Source organism: Comamonas sp. FG99 (genome assembly GCF_057808605.1).
The window spans coordinates 1-16103 of the sequence record NZ_JBMDII010000006.1; the positions used below are offsets into that span (position 1 = coordinate 1).

15 protein-coding genes and 1 pseudogene are annotated in these 16103 nt (G+C 68.2%); 10 read left to right on the forward strand and 6 right to left on the reverse strand.

What is annotated here, in order from left to right:
* The 4 genes and pseudogenes from ACODRX_RS05595 to fdhD all read left to right on the forward strand — a co-directional run.
* A pseudogene (locus ACODRX_RS05595) lies at nucleotides 1-532 on the forward strand (DNA primase); the annotation flags it as partial.
* Between the two features lie 65 nt (nucleotides 533-597).
* Entirely contained in the window at nucleotides 598-1326 is a 729-nt protein-coding gene (locus tag ACODRX_RS05600) for a hypothetical protein (protein WP_488870109.1), read from the forward strand.
* Nucleotides 1327-1653: 327 nt separating this feature from the next.
* Nucleotides 1654-4035: an RNA polymerase sigma factor RpoD gene (rpoD, locus tag ACODRX_RS05605; protein ID WP_488870110.1), complete on the forward strand. Its 2382-nt coding sequence runs from the start codon at nucleotides 1654-1656 to the stop codon at nucleotides 4033-4035.
* 59 nt (nucleotides 4036-4094) lie between these two features.
* Complete coding sequence (gene fdhD / locus ACODRX_RS05610; RefSeq protein ID WP_488870111.1) at nucleotides 4095-4940, forward strand: formate dehydrogenase accessory sulfurtransferase FdhD; 846 nt, start codon at nucleotides 4095-4097, stop codon at nucleotides 4938-4940.
* A 94-nt stretch (nucleotides 4941-5034) separates the two neighbouring features.
* Here fdhD and ACODRX_RS05615 read toward each other — a convergent pair whose 3' ends face one another.
* Complete coding sequence (locus tag ACODRX_RS05615) at nucleotides 5035-6591, reverse strand: class I adenylate-forming enzyme family protein (protein WP_488870112.1); 1557 nt, start codon at nucleotides 6589-6591, stop codon at nucleotides 5035-5037.
* A gap of 376 nt (nucleotides 6592-6967) precedes the next feature.
* On the opposite strand from ACODRX_RS05615, the gene ACODRX_RS05620 reads away from it, so the two are divergent.
* Both ACODRX_RS05620 and ACODRX_RS05625 read left to right on the forward strand, forming a co-directional pair.
* Nucleotides 6968-7273, forward strand: coding sequence for a winged helix-turn-helix transcriptional regulator (locus tag ACODRX_RS05620; RefSeq protein ID WP_488870113.1), 306 nt, complete (start codon nucleotides 6968-6970; stop codon nucleotides 7271-7273).
* 79 nt (nucleotides 7274-7352) lie between these two features.
* Nucleotides 7353-7706: an FKBP-type peptidyl-prolyl cis-trans isomerase gene (locus tag ACODRX_RS05625; RefSeq protein ID WP_488870115.1), complete on the forward strand. Its 354-nt coding sequence runs from the start codon at nucleotides 7353-7355 to the stop codon at nucleotides 7704-7706.
* A 51-nt stretch (nucleotides 7707-7757) separates the two neighbouring features.
* On the opposite strand, the gene ACODRX_RS05630 is transcribed toward ACODRX_RS05625, so the two are convergent.
* Together ACODRX_RS05630 and ACODRX_RS05635 are read right to left on the reverse strand one after the other, a co-directional pair.
* Nucleotides 7758-9791, reverse strand: a complete 2034-nt coding sequence (locus ACODRX_RS05630; RefSeq protein WP_488870116.1) for a VC_2705 family sodium/solute symporter — start codon at nucleotides 9789-9791, stop codon at nucleotides 7758-7760.
* The gene (locus tag ACODRX_RS05635) at nucleotides 9792-10028 is read right to left on the reverse strand and encodes a hypothetical protein (protein WP_488870117.1); all 237 of its coding nucleotides are present in this window, start codon (nucleotides 10026-10028) and stop codon (nucleotides 9792-9794) included.
* 203 nt (nucleotides 10029-10231) lie between these two features.
* On the opposite strand from ACODRX_RS05635, the gene ACODRX_RS05640 reads away from it, so the two are divergent.
* The 3 genes from ACODRX_RS05640 to ACODRX_RS05650 are packed head-to-tail and all read left to right on the forward strand — an operon-like array spanning nucleotide 10232 to nucleotide 12176.
* A complete protein-coding gene (locus tag ACODRX_RS05640) occupies nucleotides 10232-11062 on the forward strand; it encodes a hypothetical protein (protein ID WP_488870118.1) in 831 nt (276 codons plus the stop codon).
* Between the two features lie 26 nt (nucleotides 11063-11088).
* Nucleotides 11089-11661, forward strand: a complete 573-nt coding sequence (locus tag ACODRX_RS05645; RefSeq protein WP_488870119.1) for a sigma-70 family RNA polymerase sigma factor — start codon at nucleotides 11089-11091, stop codon at nucleotides 11659-11661.
* Nucleotides 11658-12176 (forward strand): hypothetical protein, encoded by a 519-nt coding sequence (locus tag ACODRX_RS05650; protein ID WP_488870121.1) that lies wholly within the window; start codon nucleotides 11658-11660, stop codon nucleotides 12174-12176. Before ACODRX_RS05645 ends, ACODRX_RS05650 begins: the two co-directional genes overlap by 4 nt.
* On the opposite strand, the gene ppk2 is transcribed toward ACODRX_RS05650, so the two are convergent.
* From ppk2 to murJ, 3 genes are all read right to left on the reverse strand, one after another.
* On the reverse strand, nucleotides 12170-13084 hold the full coding sequence (gene ppk2, locus ACODRX_RS05655; protein ID WP_488870123.1) for a polyphosphate kinase 2: 915 nt from the start codon (nucleotides 13082-13084) through the stop codon (nucleotides 12170-12172). The genes ACODRX_RS05650 and ppk2 overlap by 7 nt on opposite strands.
* Before the next feature lie 84 nt (nucleotides 13085-13168).
* A complete protein-coding gene (locus tag ACODRX_RS05660; RefSeq protein WP_488870124.1) occupies nucleotides 13169-14017 on the reverse strand; it encodes a SirB1 family protein in 849 nt (282 codons plus the stop codon).
* A 19-nt stretch (nucleotides 14018-14036) separates the two neighbouring features.
* Complete coding sequence (gene murJ / locus ACODRX_RS05665; RefSeq protein ID WP_488870125.1) at nucleotides 14037-15602, reverse strand: murein biosynthesis integral membrane protein MurJ; 1566 nt, start codon at nucleotides 15600-15602, stop codon at nucleotides 14037-14039.
* A gap of 128 nt (nucleotides 15603-15730) precedes the next feature.
* Between murJ and rpsT the strand changes: the two genes are divergently transcribed.
* Entirely contained in the window at nucleotides 15731-16027 is a 297-nt protein-coding gene (rpsT, locus tag ACODRX_RS05670; RefSeq protein WP_488870127.1) for a 30S ribosomal protein S20, read from the forward strand.
* Nucleotides 16028-16103 lie beyond the last annotated feature (76 nt).

Consider the following 16103-nt stretch of genomic DNA (forward strand, 5'->3'; position numbering starts at 1 on the left):
GCAGGGCAACTGGGGCGCGCGCGCGCGCCGCCCGTATCCCGGCGGCGGCCGTTCGCGCTGGGCGCCGCCGCCCCCGGCCCAGCCGCCCATGCCCAGCGTGGCCGTGTCGCGCGAGGATCAGGCGGTGCGGCTGCTGCTGTCGCACATGGACTTCCTGGAGAACTTCTCGCCCGAGGACATGGCGACACTGGCCCACCTCGACGCGCCCTACGGCCCGTTGTTCGGCTGGATAGAGCAGCAGTTCCTGGCCCATGGCGCCCAGCCCTGGGCGGTGCTGCGCGAAAGGCTGCCCGGCCATGCCAGCGCCGGCTTCGCCACGGGGCTGATGGACAGCCACCATGCCCAGGCCGAGGGGCCGCTGGCCGAGATCCGCCAGGAGCTGCGCGACGTGCTCGGCCGCATCGTGCAGGCCCAGCTCAAGCGCGAGAACACCGCGCTGGCCCTGCAGGCGGGCAGCGATCCGCGGGCCGTCGACATCCTGCGCCGCAACCTGGAGCGCATCCGGGTGCTGAGCACCCAGCTGCAGCGCTGAGATGGCGACGGCGCGCGCTGGCCGCACCAGGCCCATCCATCCACCTGCCACCCCGGGAGGCATCCATGCGCGGCAATCTTGATTTCGGCTCCTGGTCGGGCCTGCTGACCACCTTGCTGAGCCTGGTGCTGGTATCGCTGGTCGCGGTCGGCATCCGGCTGGTGTTCATGCAAACGCTGCAGCGGCGCCGCGAGCGCGAGAACCGGCAGATCAACGAACGCCTCAAGACCCTGATCGCCGCCTACAAGACGCTGGGCGGAGCCTTCACCGGCAACCTCGACGTAGACCCCACCCACCGCCGTGACCTGCTGCGCCGCGCTAGCGAGGCCGCACAGGCCGCAGATGCGGCCGCCCCGGCCCCGGCCGTGGGCCCCGCCCCATCCGAGGCCGGCCTGGAGCGCAGGCGTCTCACCCGCGATGCGGTGGAGGCCGCGCTGTCCGACATACTGCTGCTCGGCACGCAGGAGCAGGTGCGGCTGGCCGCGCAGGTGGCGCAAGACATGGTGGCCGGGCGCACGGTGCAGGTCGGCGCGCTGGTCACATCGCTGCGCATCTTCATCCGCGAGGCGCTGGACCTGGAGCCCATTCCCGCCGAGCTGGCGATTCCCAGCCAGGGCCCGCTGCGCAATTCGGCCGGCTCGGGCGCGCGGCGCAGCGGCGGTGCTGGCGGCGGGGGTGGTGGTGGCGGTGGCGGCGCAGGGATGGGCGCAGGAGCCGGGGGCGGCGGCATGGGCATGGGCATGGGTCTCGGCGCCGGCATGCACCATGCGGCGGATGGGCATACCAGGGATTGACCCTAGCCGTTCTGCTCTTGACATTGCACAAATCGCTATAATATAAGGCTCATCGGCAAGAGCGACAGCAGCACCTCCGGGCCGGGCCAGCGTACAAATTCGGATTCATACACGACCGATACGCCATTTGCCACCAGCGCAAGCGCCCATATATCCGCAAGGACTGCACTCCAAATGTTCGCCCAGACATCTTGCCCCTGGAGGAATGCTCCTCGTGCATTTGCCTGCCGTGGCGATGCACGCGGGCGCCACGCACCCGTGCATGGCGCCGCGCCGGTTCCATTTGTGTGTTCGTTTGTGTGTCTTCTTTGATTCTTGAGGGTCTCCATGCCTGCCACCAAGTCCGCGAAGCCAGCCAAGCCGTCCAAAGCCGGGGCTACCACCTCCAGAAACCCATCCACGACGGATGCGGCCGCCTCGCCAGCGGCCGCGCCCAAAGTTGCATCAGTGTCCAAGAAAGCGTCTGTGTCCTCTACCAAAAACCTCTCCAAGGCCGAGCTGCTGAAGGCGGCCGACGCGCTGCTGGAAGCAGCGGAACCGAAGAAGCGCGGCAAGAAGGCCGCCACCGACGAGGCCGCGGCACAAGCCAAGCCTGCCAAGAAGGCCGCCGCCAAGGCTCCGGCCAAGAAGGCCGCCGCCCCCGCCAAGAAGGCGGCTGCCGCCAAGGGCCGCAAGGCCAAGTCCGAAGACGAGGTCGACGACACCGATTTCTCGGACATCGAGGAGGATCTCGAGGTCGAGGTCGAAGCTGAGGTCGAAGTCGACACCACCGCCAGCAGCGAGCCCGCAGAGAAGGTCAAGCCACTGCGCATGAAGCTCAGCAAGGCCAAGGAGCGCGCGCTGATGAAGGAATTCGGCCTGGACGAGACCGTCCTGACCGAAGAGGAAATGTCCACCCGCCGCCAGCGCCTGAAGGCGCTGATCAAGCTGGGCAAGACCCGCGGCTACCTCACCAACGCCGAGATCTCCGATCACCTGCCCGACAAGCTGGTCGACGCCGAGACGCTGGAAGTCGTGATCTCCATGCTCAACGACATGGGCGTGGCCGTGTACGAGCAGACGCCCGATGCCGAGACCCTGCTGCTGAACAACACCGGCCAGTCCGCCACCACCGAGGAAGAGGCCGAGGAAGAAGCCGAGGCCGCGCTGTCCACCGTGGACTCCGAATTCGGCCGCACCACCGACCCGGTGCGCATGTACATGCGCGAGATGGGCACGGTCGAGCTGCTGACCCGCGAGGGTGAGATCGAGATCGCCAAGCGCATCGAAGGCGGCCTGCAGGACATGATGCTGGCCATCAGCACCTCGCCCGCGACCATCGCCGAGATCCTCGCCATGGGCGAGGAGATCCGCGAGGGCAAGGTCGTCATCTCCACCGTGGTGGACGGCTTTGCCGACGCCGACGAGAACGACGACTACGTGGCCGAGGAAGACTTCGACGAATACGACGAAGAGGACGACGACGACGGCAAGGGCGGCTCCAAGGCGCTGACCAAGAAGCTCGAAGAGCTGAAGAACGAGGCCCTGCGCCGCTTCGACAAGCTGCGCGAGCTGTTCGAGCAGCTGCACCAGATGTACGACAAGCAGGGCTACAGCTCGGCCGGCTACGCCCAGGTGCAGCAGAGCCTGTCGCAGGAGCTGATGACCATCCGCTTCACCGCCAAGACCATCGAGAAGCTGTGCGACATGGTGCGCGAGCAGGTGGACGGCGTGCGCCAGAAGGAGCGCAGCCTGCGCAAGATCATCGTCGACAAGTGCGGCATCCCGCAGGAGAAGTTCATCACCGACTTCCCCGCCAACCTGCTGAACCTGCAGTGGGTCGAGAAGGAGGCCCAGTCGAGCCAGCCCTGGAGCGCCATCATCGGCCGCAACATCCCGCCGATCCAGGAGCTGCAGCAGAACCTGATCGACCTGCAGGCCCGCGTCGTGGTGCCGCTCGACGAGCTCAAGCTCATCAACAAGCGCATGAACGACGGCGAGCGCGCCTCGCGCAATGCCAAGAAGGAGATGATCGAGGCCAACCTGCGCCTGGTGATCTCGATCGCGAAGAAGTACACCAACCGCGGCCTGCAGTTCCTCGACCTGATCCAGGAAGGCAACATCGGCCTGATGAAGGCGGTGGACAAGTTCGAATACCGCCGCGGCTACAAGTTCTCGACCTACGCCACCTGGTGGATCCGCCAGGCCATCACGCGCTCGATCGCCGACCAGGCGCGCACCATCCGCATCCCGGTGCACATGATCGAGACCATCAACAAGATGAACCGCATCTCGCGCCAGCACTTGCAGGAATTCGGCTATGAGCCCGATGCCTCGCTGCTGGCCGAGAAGATGGAGATCCCCGAGGACAAGATCCGCAAGATCATGAAGATCGCCAAGGAGCCGATCTCGATGGAAACCCCCATCGGCGACGACGACGACTCCCACCTGGGCGACTTCATCGAGGACAGCGCCAACACCGCGCCGGTGGACGCCGCGATGCAGGCCGGCCTGCGCGACGTGGTCAAGGACATCCTCGACGGCCTGACCCCGCGCGAAGCCAAGGTGCTGCGCATGCGCTTCGGCATCGAGATGAGCACCGACCACACGCTGGAGGAAGTGGGCAAGCAGTTCGATGTGACGCGCGAGCGCATCCGCCAGATCGAGGCCAAGGCGCTGCGCAAGCTCAAGCACCCGAGCCGCTCGGACAAGCTGCGCAGCTTCATCTAAGCCCGCGCTGCACCATAATCAAAGCCCCGCTGCCGCGGGGCTTTGTCCTTGGAGACCCCATGCCATCCCCTGCCTCCTCCGCCCCCCTGCACCTGCAAGACGACGGCACGCCGGCCGCGCCCTCCCTGCAGGCCGGCCCGGTGCAGGTGCTGACGGCAGACGGCCAGGAGCAGCGCGACGACTGGATCGCCGCCGAGGTGCCGGTGGCGCTGGTCTTCAACGGCCTGTCGCATGCGGTGATGATGGCCACGCCGCAGGACCTGGCCGCGTTCGCGCTGGGCTTCGCGCTCAGCGAAGGCATCATCGACAGCCCGGCTGACTGCTACGGCATCGAGGTGCAGGCCGGCAGCGGCGAAGCCATCGAGGTACGGCTGGACATCGCCAGCCAGCATTTCGCGCGCCTCAAGAGCCGGCGCCGCAGCCTGGCCGGGCGCACCGGCTGCGGCGTCTGCGGCATCGACAGCCTGCAGGCGCTCGACCTGCAGCCCCAGCCGCTCGCGCCGCCGGCCTGGGTGCAGCAGATCACGCTCGCCACGCTGGCGCGCGCCTTCGCCGAGCTGCCCGCGCACCAGCCGCTGAACCGCCAGGCCGGCGCCATCCATGCCGCCGCCTGGGCGCGGCTTGATGGCGGCATCGCCGTGGCCATGGAGGACGTGGGCCGCCACAATGCGCTCGACAAGCTGCTGGGCCACATGGCGCAGCAGCAACTGCTCGGCACGCCGGGCTTCGTCGCGATGACCAGCCGCGCCAGCTACGAACTGGTGCGCAAATGCGCCCGGCTCGGCCTGCCGGTGCTGGCCACCATCTCCGCCCCTACCACGCTGGCCATCCAGATCGCGCAGCAGGCCCGGCTGCAGCTCTACGGCCTGTGCCGCGGCAACCGGGCCGTGCGCTACGCCGCTTGAGCTTTACTACCAAAAACATAGCTGCCAGCGCCTACCAGCCAATGGATTCAATAAAAAATGTATTTAAAACCATTGCATGGCAAGCGCTTGCAGCTCACTTTTCTGAAGACTGCTCGTAACGCTCGCGCAGCTCGCGCTTGAGTACCTTGCCGATCTCGCTGCGCGGCAGCTGCGGCACCAGCAGCAGCTCGGCCACGCGCTGGGTCTTGCCGACGCGGCCATTGAGCCAGGCCTGCAGCTCGGCCGCGCCGACATCCGAGCCCGGGCGCAGCACTGCGTAGGCCACCGGCGTTTCGCCCCACTGCTCCGAGGCCACGCCCACCACCGCGCACTCCTGCACCTGCGGATGCTGCAGCAGCACCTGCTCGATATCGCTGGGGTAGATGTTGAAACCGCCGGAGATGATCATGTCCTTCTTGCGGTCGCCGAGCACCAGGAAACCGTCCTCGTCCAGGCGGCCGACATCGCCGGTGCGGATGAAGCGCAGGCCCGCGGCATCGAACCACTCGGCCTCGCGGGTTTTCTCGGGCAGGCGGTAGTAGCCGGTCATCATCGCCGACGAGCGGCCCACGATCTCGCCCGTATGGCCGGGCGGCAGCTCATGCCCCTGTTCGTCGACGAAGCGCACATCCACGCCGTCGCGCGGCCGGCCCACGGTGTGCAGCTTGTCGGGATGCCGCTCGCAATGCAGCTCACAGCCCACGCCGCCCTCGGTCATGCCGTAGTACTCGATCAGCCGGCCCGGCCAGCGCCGCAGCACCTCGGCCTTCAGCGCCGCCTTGAAGGGCGCGCTGGTACAGAACTTGGTCGTCAGCCGGCTCAGGTCGGCCGCGTCGAAGCCGGCGAAGTTCATCAGCCGCTGGTACTGCACCGGCACCAGCATGGTGTGCGTGGCGCCCTCCTGCTGCGCCAGGCGCAGGTATTCGGCGCTGTCGAACTTGCGCATCAGCACCAGCGTGCCGCCCATGCCCAGCGTGGGCAGCGCCGCCACCAGCGTGGTGTTGGAATACAGCGGCGTGGCCGACAGCGACACCGTGCCCGGCCCGTAGCCGTTGATCTCGGCCCGCTTCAGGTGCGCCCAGCGCATGCCCCAGGACTGGATGATGCCCTTGGGCACGCCGGTGGTGCCCGAGGAATAGATCAGGTTGAAGGCCCAGTCGGGCTGCGGCGCGATGGCCTGCGCCGCAGCGCCGACCCCTTCGGCCAGCCAGCGCGACCAGGGCTGGCCGCTGTCGGAATCGTCCAGCGCGATGCAAGGTATCGAGGCGTCCGCCAGCGCCCACTCGGCGGCCACCTCGGCATCGCGGAACAGCAGCCGCGCCTGGGCGTTGGCCAGCATCGCGTCCAGGTGCGCGGCCGTGGCCGAGGGCGCCAGCGGCGCCACCACCAGGCCGGCCCGCAGCGCGCCCAGAAACACCAGCAGGTACTCCAGCGAGGTGCCGGCGCAGACCGCGATCACATCGCCGCTCGCCAGGCCTGCGCGCTGCAGCCGCGCGGCCACCCGCTCCAGCGCCAGCGCCAGCTCCGCATATGTAAGCGAGCGCTCACCCAGCACCACGGCGCGGTGCTGCGGGCGGTGCCGGGCATGCAAGCCCACCAGGGCTGGCAGCGAGCCGAAGGGCTCGGCCAGCGCCGTCTCCAGATATTCCATGTTCGTATCCATCTTCAGTCCACGGTGGCAACCAAGCCGCAAGCGTAGCGGATGCCCCGCCTCTTGCGCCCCCTGCCCTGGGGCAAGCCCGGTTTTCCATGTATCAACCCCCCATTAGCATCCGCAGAAGGGGCGGCTGCAGGCCGGGAAACTGCAGGCCCGCGCTCGGACATGTGCTCATACAAACGTAGCAGGCTCGCAACACTTTTTCCAGGTTTGGCACCGAATAGATGTATATGCCTATACACACTGCCGCAGGAGCTACTAAACTTGTAGCAAAATCCGTACTGTCCTATCGTTGGACCTGCGGCGGAACGATTTTTGAACGCATGCCACGCGGCCTGCTCTTCAACACTGCGCAAGGAGAACCATAGATATGAGCGCCAAGGAAAACACTGCAATCAACCAGCTTTTCGCGCGGCTGGAATGCCGTTACGCTTTGCGCGTCCTGTGGGCGCTGAGGGATGGCCATCCGCAGACCTTCCGTCTGCTGCAGGACAGCGTGGGGGGCATCACCCCCAACACCTTGAACACCCGCATCAAGGAGCTGCGCGAAGCCGGCTTCCTGGACCACAACAGCGATGGCTACACCGTGACCCCGTCCGGCCAGGATCTGCTCAAGCGCCTGTCCGACGTGCAGGCCTTCGCCACCCGCTGGGTGGCTGCGCAAGTCAAGAAGTGATGCGCTCCGGATGGAGCCAGCCCGCTCACGGCGGGTTTTTCCTTGGTCAGACTCTGTAAGCAGAGAGGAAGATGTCGATATGAGTTTCACAACCACCGCCAGCGGGCTGCAATACCAGGACGAGGTGCTTGGCACCGGCGCCGAGGCGGTCAAGGGCAAGCAGGTCACCGTGCACTACACCGGCTGGCTGTACAACGATGGCCAGCAGGGCGCCAAATTCGATTCCAGCAAGGATCGCAACGACCCCTTCGTGTTCCCGCTGGGTGCCGGCATGGTCATCAAGGGCTGGGACGAAGGCGTGCAAGGCATGAAGGAAGGCGGCAAGCGCACCCTGCTCATCCCCGCCAGCCTGGGCTACGGCGCACGCGGCGCCGGCGGCGTGATCCCGCCGAACGCCACGCTGAAATTCGAGGTGGAGCTGCTCAAGGCCTGAGCCCTTGCGCAAGCACGCATCCAGGGCCGCCCTCGGGCGGCCCTGGCCGTTTCAGCGGTTCCGCTGGCGCCATTTTTCATACTGGCTGGCCGCCACGGTGACCGCAAAGCCCACGGGCACGCCGAACACCCCCGCCTGCGTGGGCTGTATGCCCCACCACAAATGGCCCGCGCTGCCGCGCACCGCCGCCAGGCTGGGCAGGTTGAGCAGCATGTACAGCAGGGTCACCAGCAGCCCCGCGGCCATGCCGCAGCTCGCGCCCAGCCGCGTGGCGCCCTTCCAGTACAGCCCCAGCAGCATCGCCGGCACGAAGGCCGAGGCGGCGAGCGAGAACGAGGCCGACACCAGCACCAGGATCTCCGAGGTCTTGATCGAGGCCACCGCCGCCGCCACCAGCGCCACCATCAGCAGCGTGAACTTGCTCAGGATCACCCGCTGCTCCGGCGTCACCGGCGGCTGGCGCTGCTGCAGGTACAGATCGCGCACCAACGCATTGCTGATGGTCAGCAGCAGGCCGTCGGCGGTGGACAGCGCGGCCGCCAGCCCGCCGGCCGCGACCAGGCCCGCCATCACATACGGCAGGCCACCGAGCTCGGGCGTCGCCAGCATGATCAGGTCGGCGCCCAGCCGCACCTCGGCCCACTGCACGATGCCGTCGCCGTTGACGTCCTCGATGGACAGCAGCGAGCCATCGACCCGCGCCCACTGCGCGATCCAGTTGGGCAGCTGCTCGAACGAGCTGCCCACCAGGTTCTGCATCACCTCCAGCTTGACCATGGCCGCCAGCGCCGGCGTGCTCGCGTACAGCAGCGCGACGAAGAACAGCGTCCACCCCACCGAATGCCGCGCCCCGGCCACCGTGGGCGCGGTGTAGTAGCGCGTGAGCAGGTGCGGCAGCCCGGCGGTGCCCAGCATCAGGCAGAAGATCAGCGCCAGGAAGTTGCGCCGCGACAGCTCGAACTGCTGGCGCTCGGCCGGGCTGCCCTGCGGATCGCCGGCAAAGGCCAGCGCATACGGCGGCACGCCTCCCAGCGGCCGGGCGCGGGCCCGGTTCTCCTTCATCTGCGCGGTCCACAGCTCGCGCGCCGCGGCCTCGTCCTTGGGCAGGGCGGCCAGCGCGCGGCCGGCAGCCAGCACCTGGCCCAGGTCGGCATTGCTGATGCGCAGCTGGTGCACCTGCTCGCGCAGGCGCTCGCGCTCCGCCTCCAGCGCGGCCGGTATGTTGCGCAGGCGCGATTCATAGACCAGCGCGCGCTCCAGGTAGATGGTCTCCACCTGCCGCTCCAGCGGATCGGCCAGCAGCGCCTGCTCCTTCGCGGCGATCTGGCCGAGCTGGCTGGCATACACCAGCGGCGCGGCCGGATTGCCCAGCTGCTGGTAGGCCAGCCACGACACCGGTATCAGAAAGGCCAGCAGCATGACCGCGTACTGCGCCACCTGGGTCCAGGTGATGGCGCGCATGCCGCCCAGAAACGAGCACAGCAGCACGCCGCCAAGCCCCAGCATGATGCCGATCTCGAACTGCACGCCGGTCAGCCGCGACGCGATCAGGCCCACCGCATAGATCTGCGCCACCACGTACGAGAACGAGCACAGCACCGCCGCCCAGGCCGCCATCACCCGCGGCCAGCGCCCGCCGTAGCGCAGCTGGAAGAAATCCGGCAGCGTGTACAGCCGCAGGGCCCGCAGCTGCGGCGCGATCAGCAGCCCCACCAGCACGAAGCCGCCGGTCCAGCCCAGCAGGTAGGCCAGGCCGCCGGCCTGCTCGAAGGTGCCGGAAAAGCCCTGCAGGTACAGCGCGCCGGGCAGGCTGATGAACGAGGCCGCGCTCATCCAGTCGGCCGCGGCCGCCATGCCGTTGTAGAACGGCGGAATGCTGCGCCCCGCCACGTAGTACTGCTCGGGGTCGGCCGTGCGCCCCCACACGCCGATGACCGCATACATCATCACCGGCAGGAACAGGAAGATCGGCCCTATCCACTGCCGGGGCAGGCCCTCGCGCTCGGCCCAGACCATGCAGGCGATGAACAGGCATACGGCCAGCAGATAGATCGCGAAGCGGCGGTGGCGCTGCAGCATGGCCATCTAGCGGATATCCCGCTGCGGGTGGCGCCACAGGTACAGCGCATAGCCCGACAGCAGCAGCACATACAGCACCGGCAGGCCGGCCGCATAGCGGTAGGCGGCGGCCTCGCCCCACAGCCGGTCGATGTCGCGCGCGAAGTACAGGCCCCCGAAGGTGGAGGCGAACAGCGCCAGCAGCACCAGCAGCTTCACCCGGTTGAAGCGGAACACCACAAAGCCATGATCTTCATCGCGCATATTGCTATGGTTTTTACATATGGTAAGCGAACGACTATAGCGAGATTCTTTCCGCCGGCGCAGGGCATGCCGGCTCGTGGTTAACCCTGGGTCGGCCGCCGCGGCCAGGTTTCGCCTGCTTACAAACCGGTTGCCGCGATGCAACCCCTTTTGGGCGGCTGCCGCGTTTCAGTACTTGTCATCCACCACCACAGGAAGCATCCATGCCTCTCACCACCTCCCTTCGCGCCGGCCGCGCCGGCCTGATCGCGGCGCTGCTGGTCCTGGCCGGCAGCAGCCAGGCGGCCACCCTGGCCGATGTGCGCATCATCGACCGCGCCAGCGGCCAGAGCCTGCCGCTATACCGCCACCGTGGCGAATACTGGGTGGCGGGCCAGCCCGGCGCCAGCTACGCGATCGAGGTCGGCAACCGCACCGGGCAGCGCATACTCGCGGTCATCAGCGTCGACGGGGTGAATGTGATCACCGGCCGCAGCGCCGCGGCCGCGCCCACCGACGGCTATGTGTTCTCGCCCTGGGAGACTGCGGCCATCACCGGCTGGCGCAAGAACGAGCAGCAGGTGGCGGCCTTCTATTTCTCGGACCGCGACTCCTCCTACGCCAGCCGCACCGGCCGGCCGGCCGACGTAGGCGTGATCGGCGTGGCCTTGTTCGGCGAGCGCCAGCGGCCCCGCCCCATGCCGCCGTACCCGGCGCCCCGCTCCGCGCCCTATTCCGGCGAGGCGGATGCCGCCGCCAAGTCCAGCGAGGCGGCGCCGCCCGCCGCGGCCCAGGCGGAGAAATCCGCCGGCATGGCGGCGCCCGCGCCGTCGCTGGGCACCGGCCACGGCGCGATCGAGGCGTCCTACAGCGGCAGCACCGAATTCACCAGCGCCACCGCGCGGCCGGTGCAGCTGCTGCGCATCCGCTACGACAGCCATGCCAAGCTGGTGGCCCAGGGCGTGATCCCGCAGCACCGCCCCTACCCGCAGCCGCGGCCGAACCCCTTTCCCGCGGCGAGCAGCGGCTATGTGCCCGATCCGCCGCGGTGGTGAGCGGGCATGCCGGCATAATCGCCGGCATGCCCGAGCCCGCGCCGACCGACGAAGAGCTGATGCAGGCCTACGCGGCCGGCCACGCCGAGGCATTCGCGCCGCTGTACGAGCGCAACAGCCGGCGGCTGTGGCGCTATCTTTTCAGGAATACCGGCAGCGCCGCGCTGGCCGAGGACCTGAGCCAGGACGTGTGGTTCGCGGTGGTCGATAGCGCCGCGCGCTACCAGGTGCGCAGCAGCTTCGGCACCTGGCTGTTCACGCTGGCCCACCACCGGCTCGTCGACCATTGGCGCCGCCACCGGGTGGCGCTGAGCCTGTCGGACGACAGCGAAGAGAGCCGGCAGCTGGCCGACAGCCTGTTCGCCGCATCCGGCTTCGAGCCCGAGCGCCAGCTCGACCGCCGCACCGCGGGCCGGCTGCTGCTGCAGGCGCTGGCCGAACTGCCGCCCGAGCAGCGGGCCACCTTCTTGCTGCAGGCCGAGGCCGGCATGCCGCTGGCCGACATCGCCCGCGCCACCCAGGTGCCGCTGGAGACGGCCAGGAGCCGGCTGCGCTATGCCCGCGCCAGGCTGCGCGAAGCCCTGCAGGTGATCGCATGAGCCCAGACCGCCCCTCTGCGCCGCCGGCCGACCCGCTGGTCCAGCTCTACCGCGAGGCCAGCGCGCAGGACGGCGGCCCGGGCCCGGCCGCGCGCGAGCGGGTGCTGCAGTACGCCGCCGCGCAGGCCCGCCGGCGCCAGGCCCCGGCGGCTGCCAACGACGGGCGCTGGCTGCGGCAGGCGCTGGCCGGCATCGCCGCCATCGGTGTGGTGGGCGTGGCGGGTATGCTGGTGCTGCAGCAGCAGGGTCGGCAGGCCGGCGATGGGCCGGCCCTGGAATCGGCCGCGCCGGCCGCTTTGGGGGCGCCGGCTGCAGCGCCGCCGCCCCTCCAATCTCCGGCGCCCATGGCGCGCACCGATGCCGCAGCGGCACCATCCAAGGCCGCCGCGCGGGACTGCCCGGCCGGGCCGGCCCGGGAAGCAAAACGGGCGCATGCCGATGCTGGCGCACCTAGCACACACCCGCTGGAGGATGAGCACTGCGCGCCGCCGGCGCGCCAGCCGCAGGATCAGTAGATTTCCGGCACGAACATCTGCGCCGGCACCGGCTGGCGGATGTAGTCGGGGTGGCGCACCCGGTCGGGCAGCACCACCTGGTCGTGGTCGATCTCGGTATAGGGCATCTGCCCGAGCAGGTGCGCGATGCAGTTCAGCCGCGCCTTCTGCTTGTCCACCGCCTGCACCACCCACCAGGGCGCCTCGGGGATGTGGGTGCGCTCCAGCATCGCCTCCTTGGCCTTGGTGTACTCTTCCCAGCGCACCCGGCTTTGCAGGTCCATGGGCGACAGCTTCCATTGCTTGAGCGGGTCGTGGATGCGGCCCAGGAAGCGCAGGTGCTGCTCCTCGTCGGTGATCGAGAACCAGTACTTGATCAGCCGTATGCCCGAACGCACCAGCATCTTCTCGAATTCGGGCACCGAGCGGAAGAACTCCTCGTACTCATCGTCGGTGCAAAAGCCCATCACCTTCTCGACGCCGGCGCGGTTGTACCAGCTGCGGTCGAACAGCACGATCTCGCCGGCCGCCGGCAGGTGCGCCACATAACGCTGGAAATACCACTGCGTGCGCTCGCGGTCGTTGGGCGCCGGCAGCGCCGCCACGCGCACCACGCGGGGGTTGAGCCGCTGGGTGATGCGCTTGATCACGCCGCCCTTGCCGGCCGCATCACGCCCCTCGAACAGGATGACGACCTTCTCGCCGGTGTGCTGCACCCAGTCCTGCAGCTTCACGAGCTCGCCCTGCAGCCGCACCAGCTCGCGGAAATACTGGTAGTCGGGATCGGACAGCCCGGCGGCGGCGAATGGCGCGCCGTTGAGCAGGCCGTCCTCCATCTCCAGCTCCAGCGATTCGTCGTAGCTATCCATCACATCACGCGCGATGCGCTGCATGATGTCCTCGGGCATGAGTCTTAATTTGTCTTTCATGGCAAGCACTTCCACTATCCGGGAAATCATGCAACATGTCTATGACACCTTCATGACAACAGCATGTCATTTGGCAGAAACTTGTTACATCTTCTGTAACAACTCCAGCCGGTGGCGGATCTCGGGCGCATCGCCGGCGCCTTCCGCATGCTCCAGGTACTGGCCCAGGTCCGCCGAGGCCCGGTCCTTGACGCCCAGCTCGGCATAGGCAAGGCCCCGGTCGCGCACCTCGGCCCAGGCGCCGGGTTCAAGCACGACGCGCCGGTTCTGCACCTCGATCAGCCGCGGCCAGTTGCGCTCGCTGCGGTAAATCTCCTTGAGGTTGCCGAGCATGCGGGCGACGATGTCGCGCGGCGCCGCCGGCTGCAGGTACAGGCCCAGCGGCACCTCGTCATCGAGCGCGCGCAGCTGGGGCGGGCGCACCGACTCCAGCATCTCCGCCAGCATGCTGCTCGAAAAGGACTGGCCGGTCAGCGGGTCCAGCACCACCTGCCCTTCCGGCAGGCTCACCTTCAGCAGGAAATGGCCGGGGAACCCCACGCCATGCACCTGCAGCCGCAGCTCGGCCGCCAGCTCCAGCCAGATCACCGCCAGCGACACCGGAATGCCCCGGCGCTTGTGCAGCACCACGTTCAGGCAGCTGTTGTCGGGTGCGTAGTAGTCGTTGGCATTGCCCTGGAAGCCCCACTCGCCGTAGAACATGTGGTTCAGGAACTTGAGCCGCGCCAGCGGGCTCTGGCTCGTGCTGTCGCGCTGGCTGTGCAGCTGCCCGCTCAGCAGGTCGACCTCGTGCAGCACCTGCTGCACGTCCAGCTGCGGATACTCGATGCAGGCCAGCGAAGCCGCGGCCTCCAGCAGCGGGAATTCGCTGTCGCTTTGCACCAGCGACGAAAAATGCTCCAGAGGAGTCGGCAACGAAAAGCTCAGATCCATACCCGTCCCATGTTCCCCGCTATCTTCGCAGCAGCTCCCTCAGGCGCATGCCCGACAGCGCCAGGGCCCCGAAATACAGCACCACCGAGGCGGCCAGCCAGCCGGCCATCAGCGCAAAGCGCCGGATGCGCTCCGCGCCCAGCGCCACCCAGTCGAAATGCTGCGCACCGTACACCAAAAATATAGCAAGCAATGCGGACGCGAACAGCACACGGGCCGCAAACCCCTGCCAGCCGGGCAAAGGCCGGAAGCTGCCGCGGCGCACCAGGCCGATCAGCAGCCACAAGGCATTCACCAGCGCGCCCAGGCCGATCGACAGCGCCAGGCCCGCATGCGCGAGCCAGGGCACCAGCATCAGGTTCAGCAGCTGCGTCACCACCAGCACGCAGACCGCGATCTTCACCGGGGTGCGGATGTCCTGGCTGGCATAGAAGCCCGGCGCCAGCACCTTGATCGCCACCATGCCGATCAGCCCGGCGCCATAGCCCATCAGCGCTACCGCGATGCGCTCCACATCCGAGCCCTTGAGCGCGCCGTAGTGGAACAGCGTCGCCACCAGCGGCGTGGCAAAGGCCAGCAGCGCCACCGCGCAGGGCATGGCCAGCAGCACCACCATGCGCAGGCCCCAGTCCAGCATCGCGCCATAGCGCTCGGCGTCGCCCGCCGCCCTGGCGGCCGACAGCTGCGGCGTCAGCACCACGCCCAGCGCCACGCCCAGCAGCGCCGTGGGAAACTCCATCAGCCGGTCGGCATAGAACAGCCAGGTCACGCTGCCCACCGCCAGGTAGGAGGCGATCTGGGTGTTGATCATCAGCGAGATCTGCGCCACGCCCACGCCCAGCAGCGCCGGCGCCATCAGCCGCAGGATGCGCCGCACGCCCGCGTCGCGCCAGGCCGCGCGCACCGCCGCCGGGCTGAACGAGATGCGCGGCAGCATGTGGATGCGCCGCAACGCCGGGAACTGCACCGCCAGCTGCAGGATGCCGCCCAGCATCACCCCGGCCGCCATCGCATAGATGGGCTCCTGGCCCGCGCGCTGCAGCCACGGCGCCAGCAGCAGCGCGGCCACGATCATGCTGAGGTTGAGCAGCACCGGCGTGGCCGCCGGCACCACGAAGCGCCGCCAGGTATTGAGCACGCCGGCCGCCAGCGCCACCAGCGACATGAAGCCGATGTAGGGGAACATCCAGCGCGTCATCAGCACCGCGGCATCGTAGCCGTGGGGCGCCTGCCGCAGGCCGCTGGCCAGCAGCCACACCAGCAGCGGCGCGCCCACCACGCCCAGCACGCAGCTCGCCACCAGGATCCAGAACAGCACCGTGGCCACGCTGTGCACCAGGTCGCGCGTGCGCTCGTCGCCCTCGGTGGTGCGCGTGGCGGCCAGCACCGGCACGAAGGCCTGGCTGAATGCGCCCTCGGCGAACAGGCGGCGAAACAGATTGGGAATGCGGAAGGCGACGTTGAATGCGTCGGTCAGCGCGCTGGCCCCGAAGAGCGATGCCATCAGCAGATCGCGGGCCAGCCCGGTGATGCGCGACAGCAGCGTGAACAGGGAGACGGTGGAGGCGGCTTTGAACAGTGACACCCGGCGAGTGTAGCGCCGGCCATGCCCTCCCCGCGCCCGCCTTGCCGCCCCTGCATGGCAAATGTTGGTAAACACGCTATAATCGCGGGTTCGCTGACAACATCCTCAGACTTTCAAGGAAAACCATCATGGCAGGAAAGCCAGTCAAGAAGAACCCTCGTTTGGCATCGGGCCGCAAGCGCGCCCGCCAGAACATCAAGCTGAACGCAGCCAACACCTCGCTGCGTTCGAAGTACCGCACCGCAGTCAAGAACGTGGAAAAGGCCGTTGCCGCGGGCGACAAGGCCAAGGCCACCGAGCTGTTCGCCAAGGCCCAATCGGTGATCGACACCATCGCCGACAAGGGCATCTTCCACAAGAACAAGGCTGCTCGCGACAAGAGCCGCATCGCCGCCAAGGTCAAGGCCTTGGCACTGGCCGCCTGATACCAGGCCGCCACACCAAGACAACAGCCCGGGCGGCATTCGCGCCGCCCGCCGTTTGAATCGGGTGCGCTGTCAG

What these genes read in the sequence shown, in the direction of transcription:
- fdhD (WP_488870111.1), top strand. Translation starts at nt 4,095, where the DNA reads ATGCCATCCCCTGCCTCCTCCGCCCCCCTGCACCTGCAAGACGACGGC.
- ppk2 (WP_488870123.1), bottom strand. Translation starts at nt 13,084, where the DNA reads ATGAAAGACAAATTAAGACTCATGCCCGAGGACATCATGCAGCGCATC.
- ACODRX_RS05625 (WP_488870115.1), top strand. Translation starts at nt 7,353, where the DNA reads ATGAGTTTCACAACCACCGCCAGCGGGCTGCAATACCAGGACGAGGTG.
- ACODRX_RS05600 (WP_488870109.1), top strand. Translation starts at nt 598, where the DNA reads ATGCGCGGCAATCTTGATTTCGGCTCCTGGTCGGGCCTGCTGACCACC.
- rpsT (WP_488870127.1), top strand. Translation starts at nt 15,731, where the DNA reads ATGGCAGGAAAGCCAGTCAAGAAGAACCCTCGTTTGGCATCGGGCCGC.
- ACODRX_RS05620 (WP_488870113.1), top strand. Translation starts at nt 6,968, where the DNA reads ATGAGCGCCAAGGAAAACACTGCAATCAACCAGCTTTTCGCGCGGCTG.
- ACODRX_RS05650 (WP_488870121.1), top strand. Translation starts at nt 11,658, where the DNA reads ATGAGCCCAGACCGCCCCTCTGCGCCGCCGGCCGACCCGCTGGTCCAG.
- ACODRX_RS05645 (WP_488870119.1), top strand. Translation starts at nt 11,089, where the DNA reads ATGCCCGAGCCCGCGCCGACCGACGAAGAGCTGATGCAGGCCTACGCG.
- ACODRX_RS05660 (WP_488870124.1), bottom strand. Translation starts at nt 14,017, where the DNA reads ATGGATCTGAGCTTTTCGTTGCCGACTCCTCTGGAGCATTTTTCGTCG.
- ACODRX_RS05630 (WP_488870116.1), bottom strand. Translation starts at nt 9,791, where the DNA reads ATGGCCATGCTGCAGCGCCACCGCCGCTTCGCGATCTATCTGCTGGCC.
- ACODRX_RS05635 (WP_488870117.1), bottom strand. Translation starts at nt 10,028, where the DNA reads ATGCGCGATGAAGATCATGGCTTTGTGGTGTTCCGCTTCAACCGGGTG.
- ACODRX_RS05615 (WP_488870112.1), bottom strand. Translation starts at nt 6,591, where the DNA reads ATGGAATATCTGGAGACGGCGCTGGCCGAGCCCTTCGGCTCGCTGCCA.
- rpoD (WP_488870110.1), top strand. Translation starts at nt 1,654, where the DNA reads ATGCCTGCCACCAAGTCCGCGAAGCCAGCCAAGCCGTCCAAAGCCGGG.
- ACODRX_RS05640 (WP_488870118.1), top strand. Translation starts at nt 10,232, where the DNA reads ATGCCTCTCACCACCTCCCTTCGCGCCGGCCGCGCCGGCCTGATCGCG.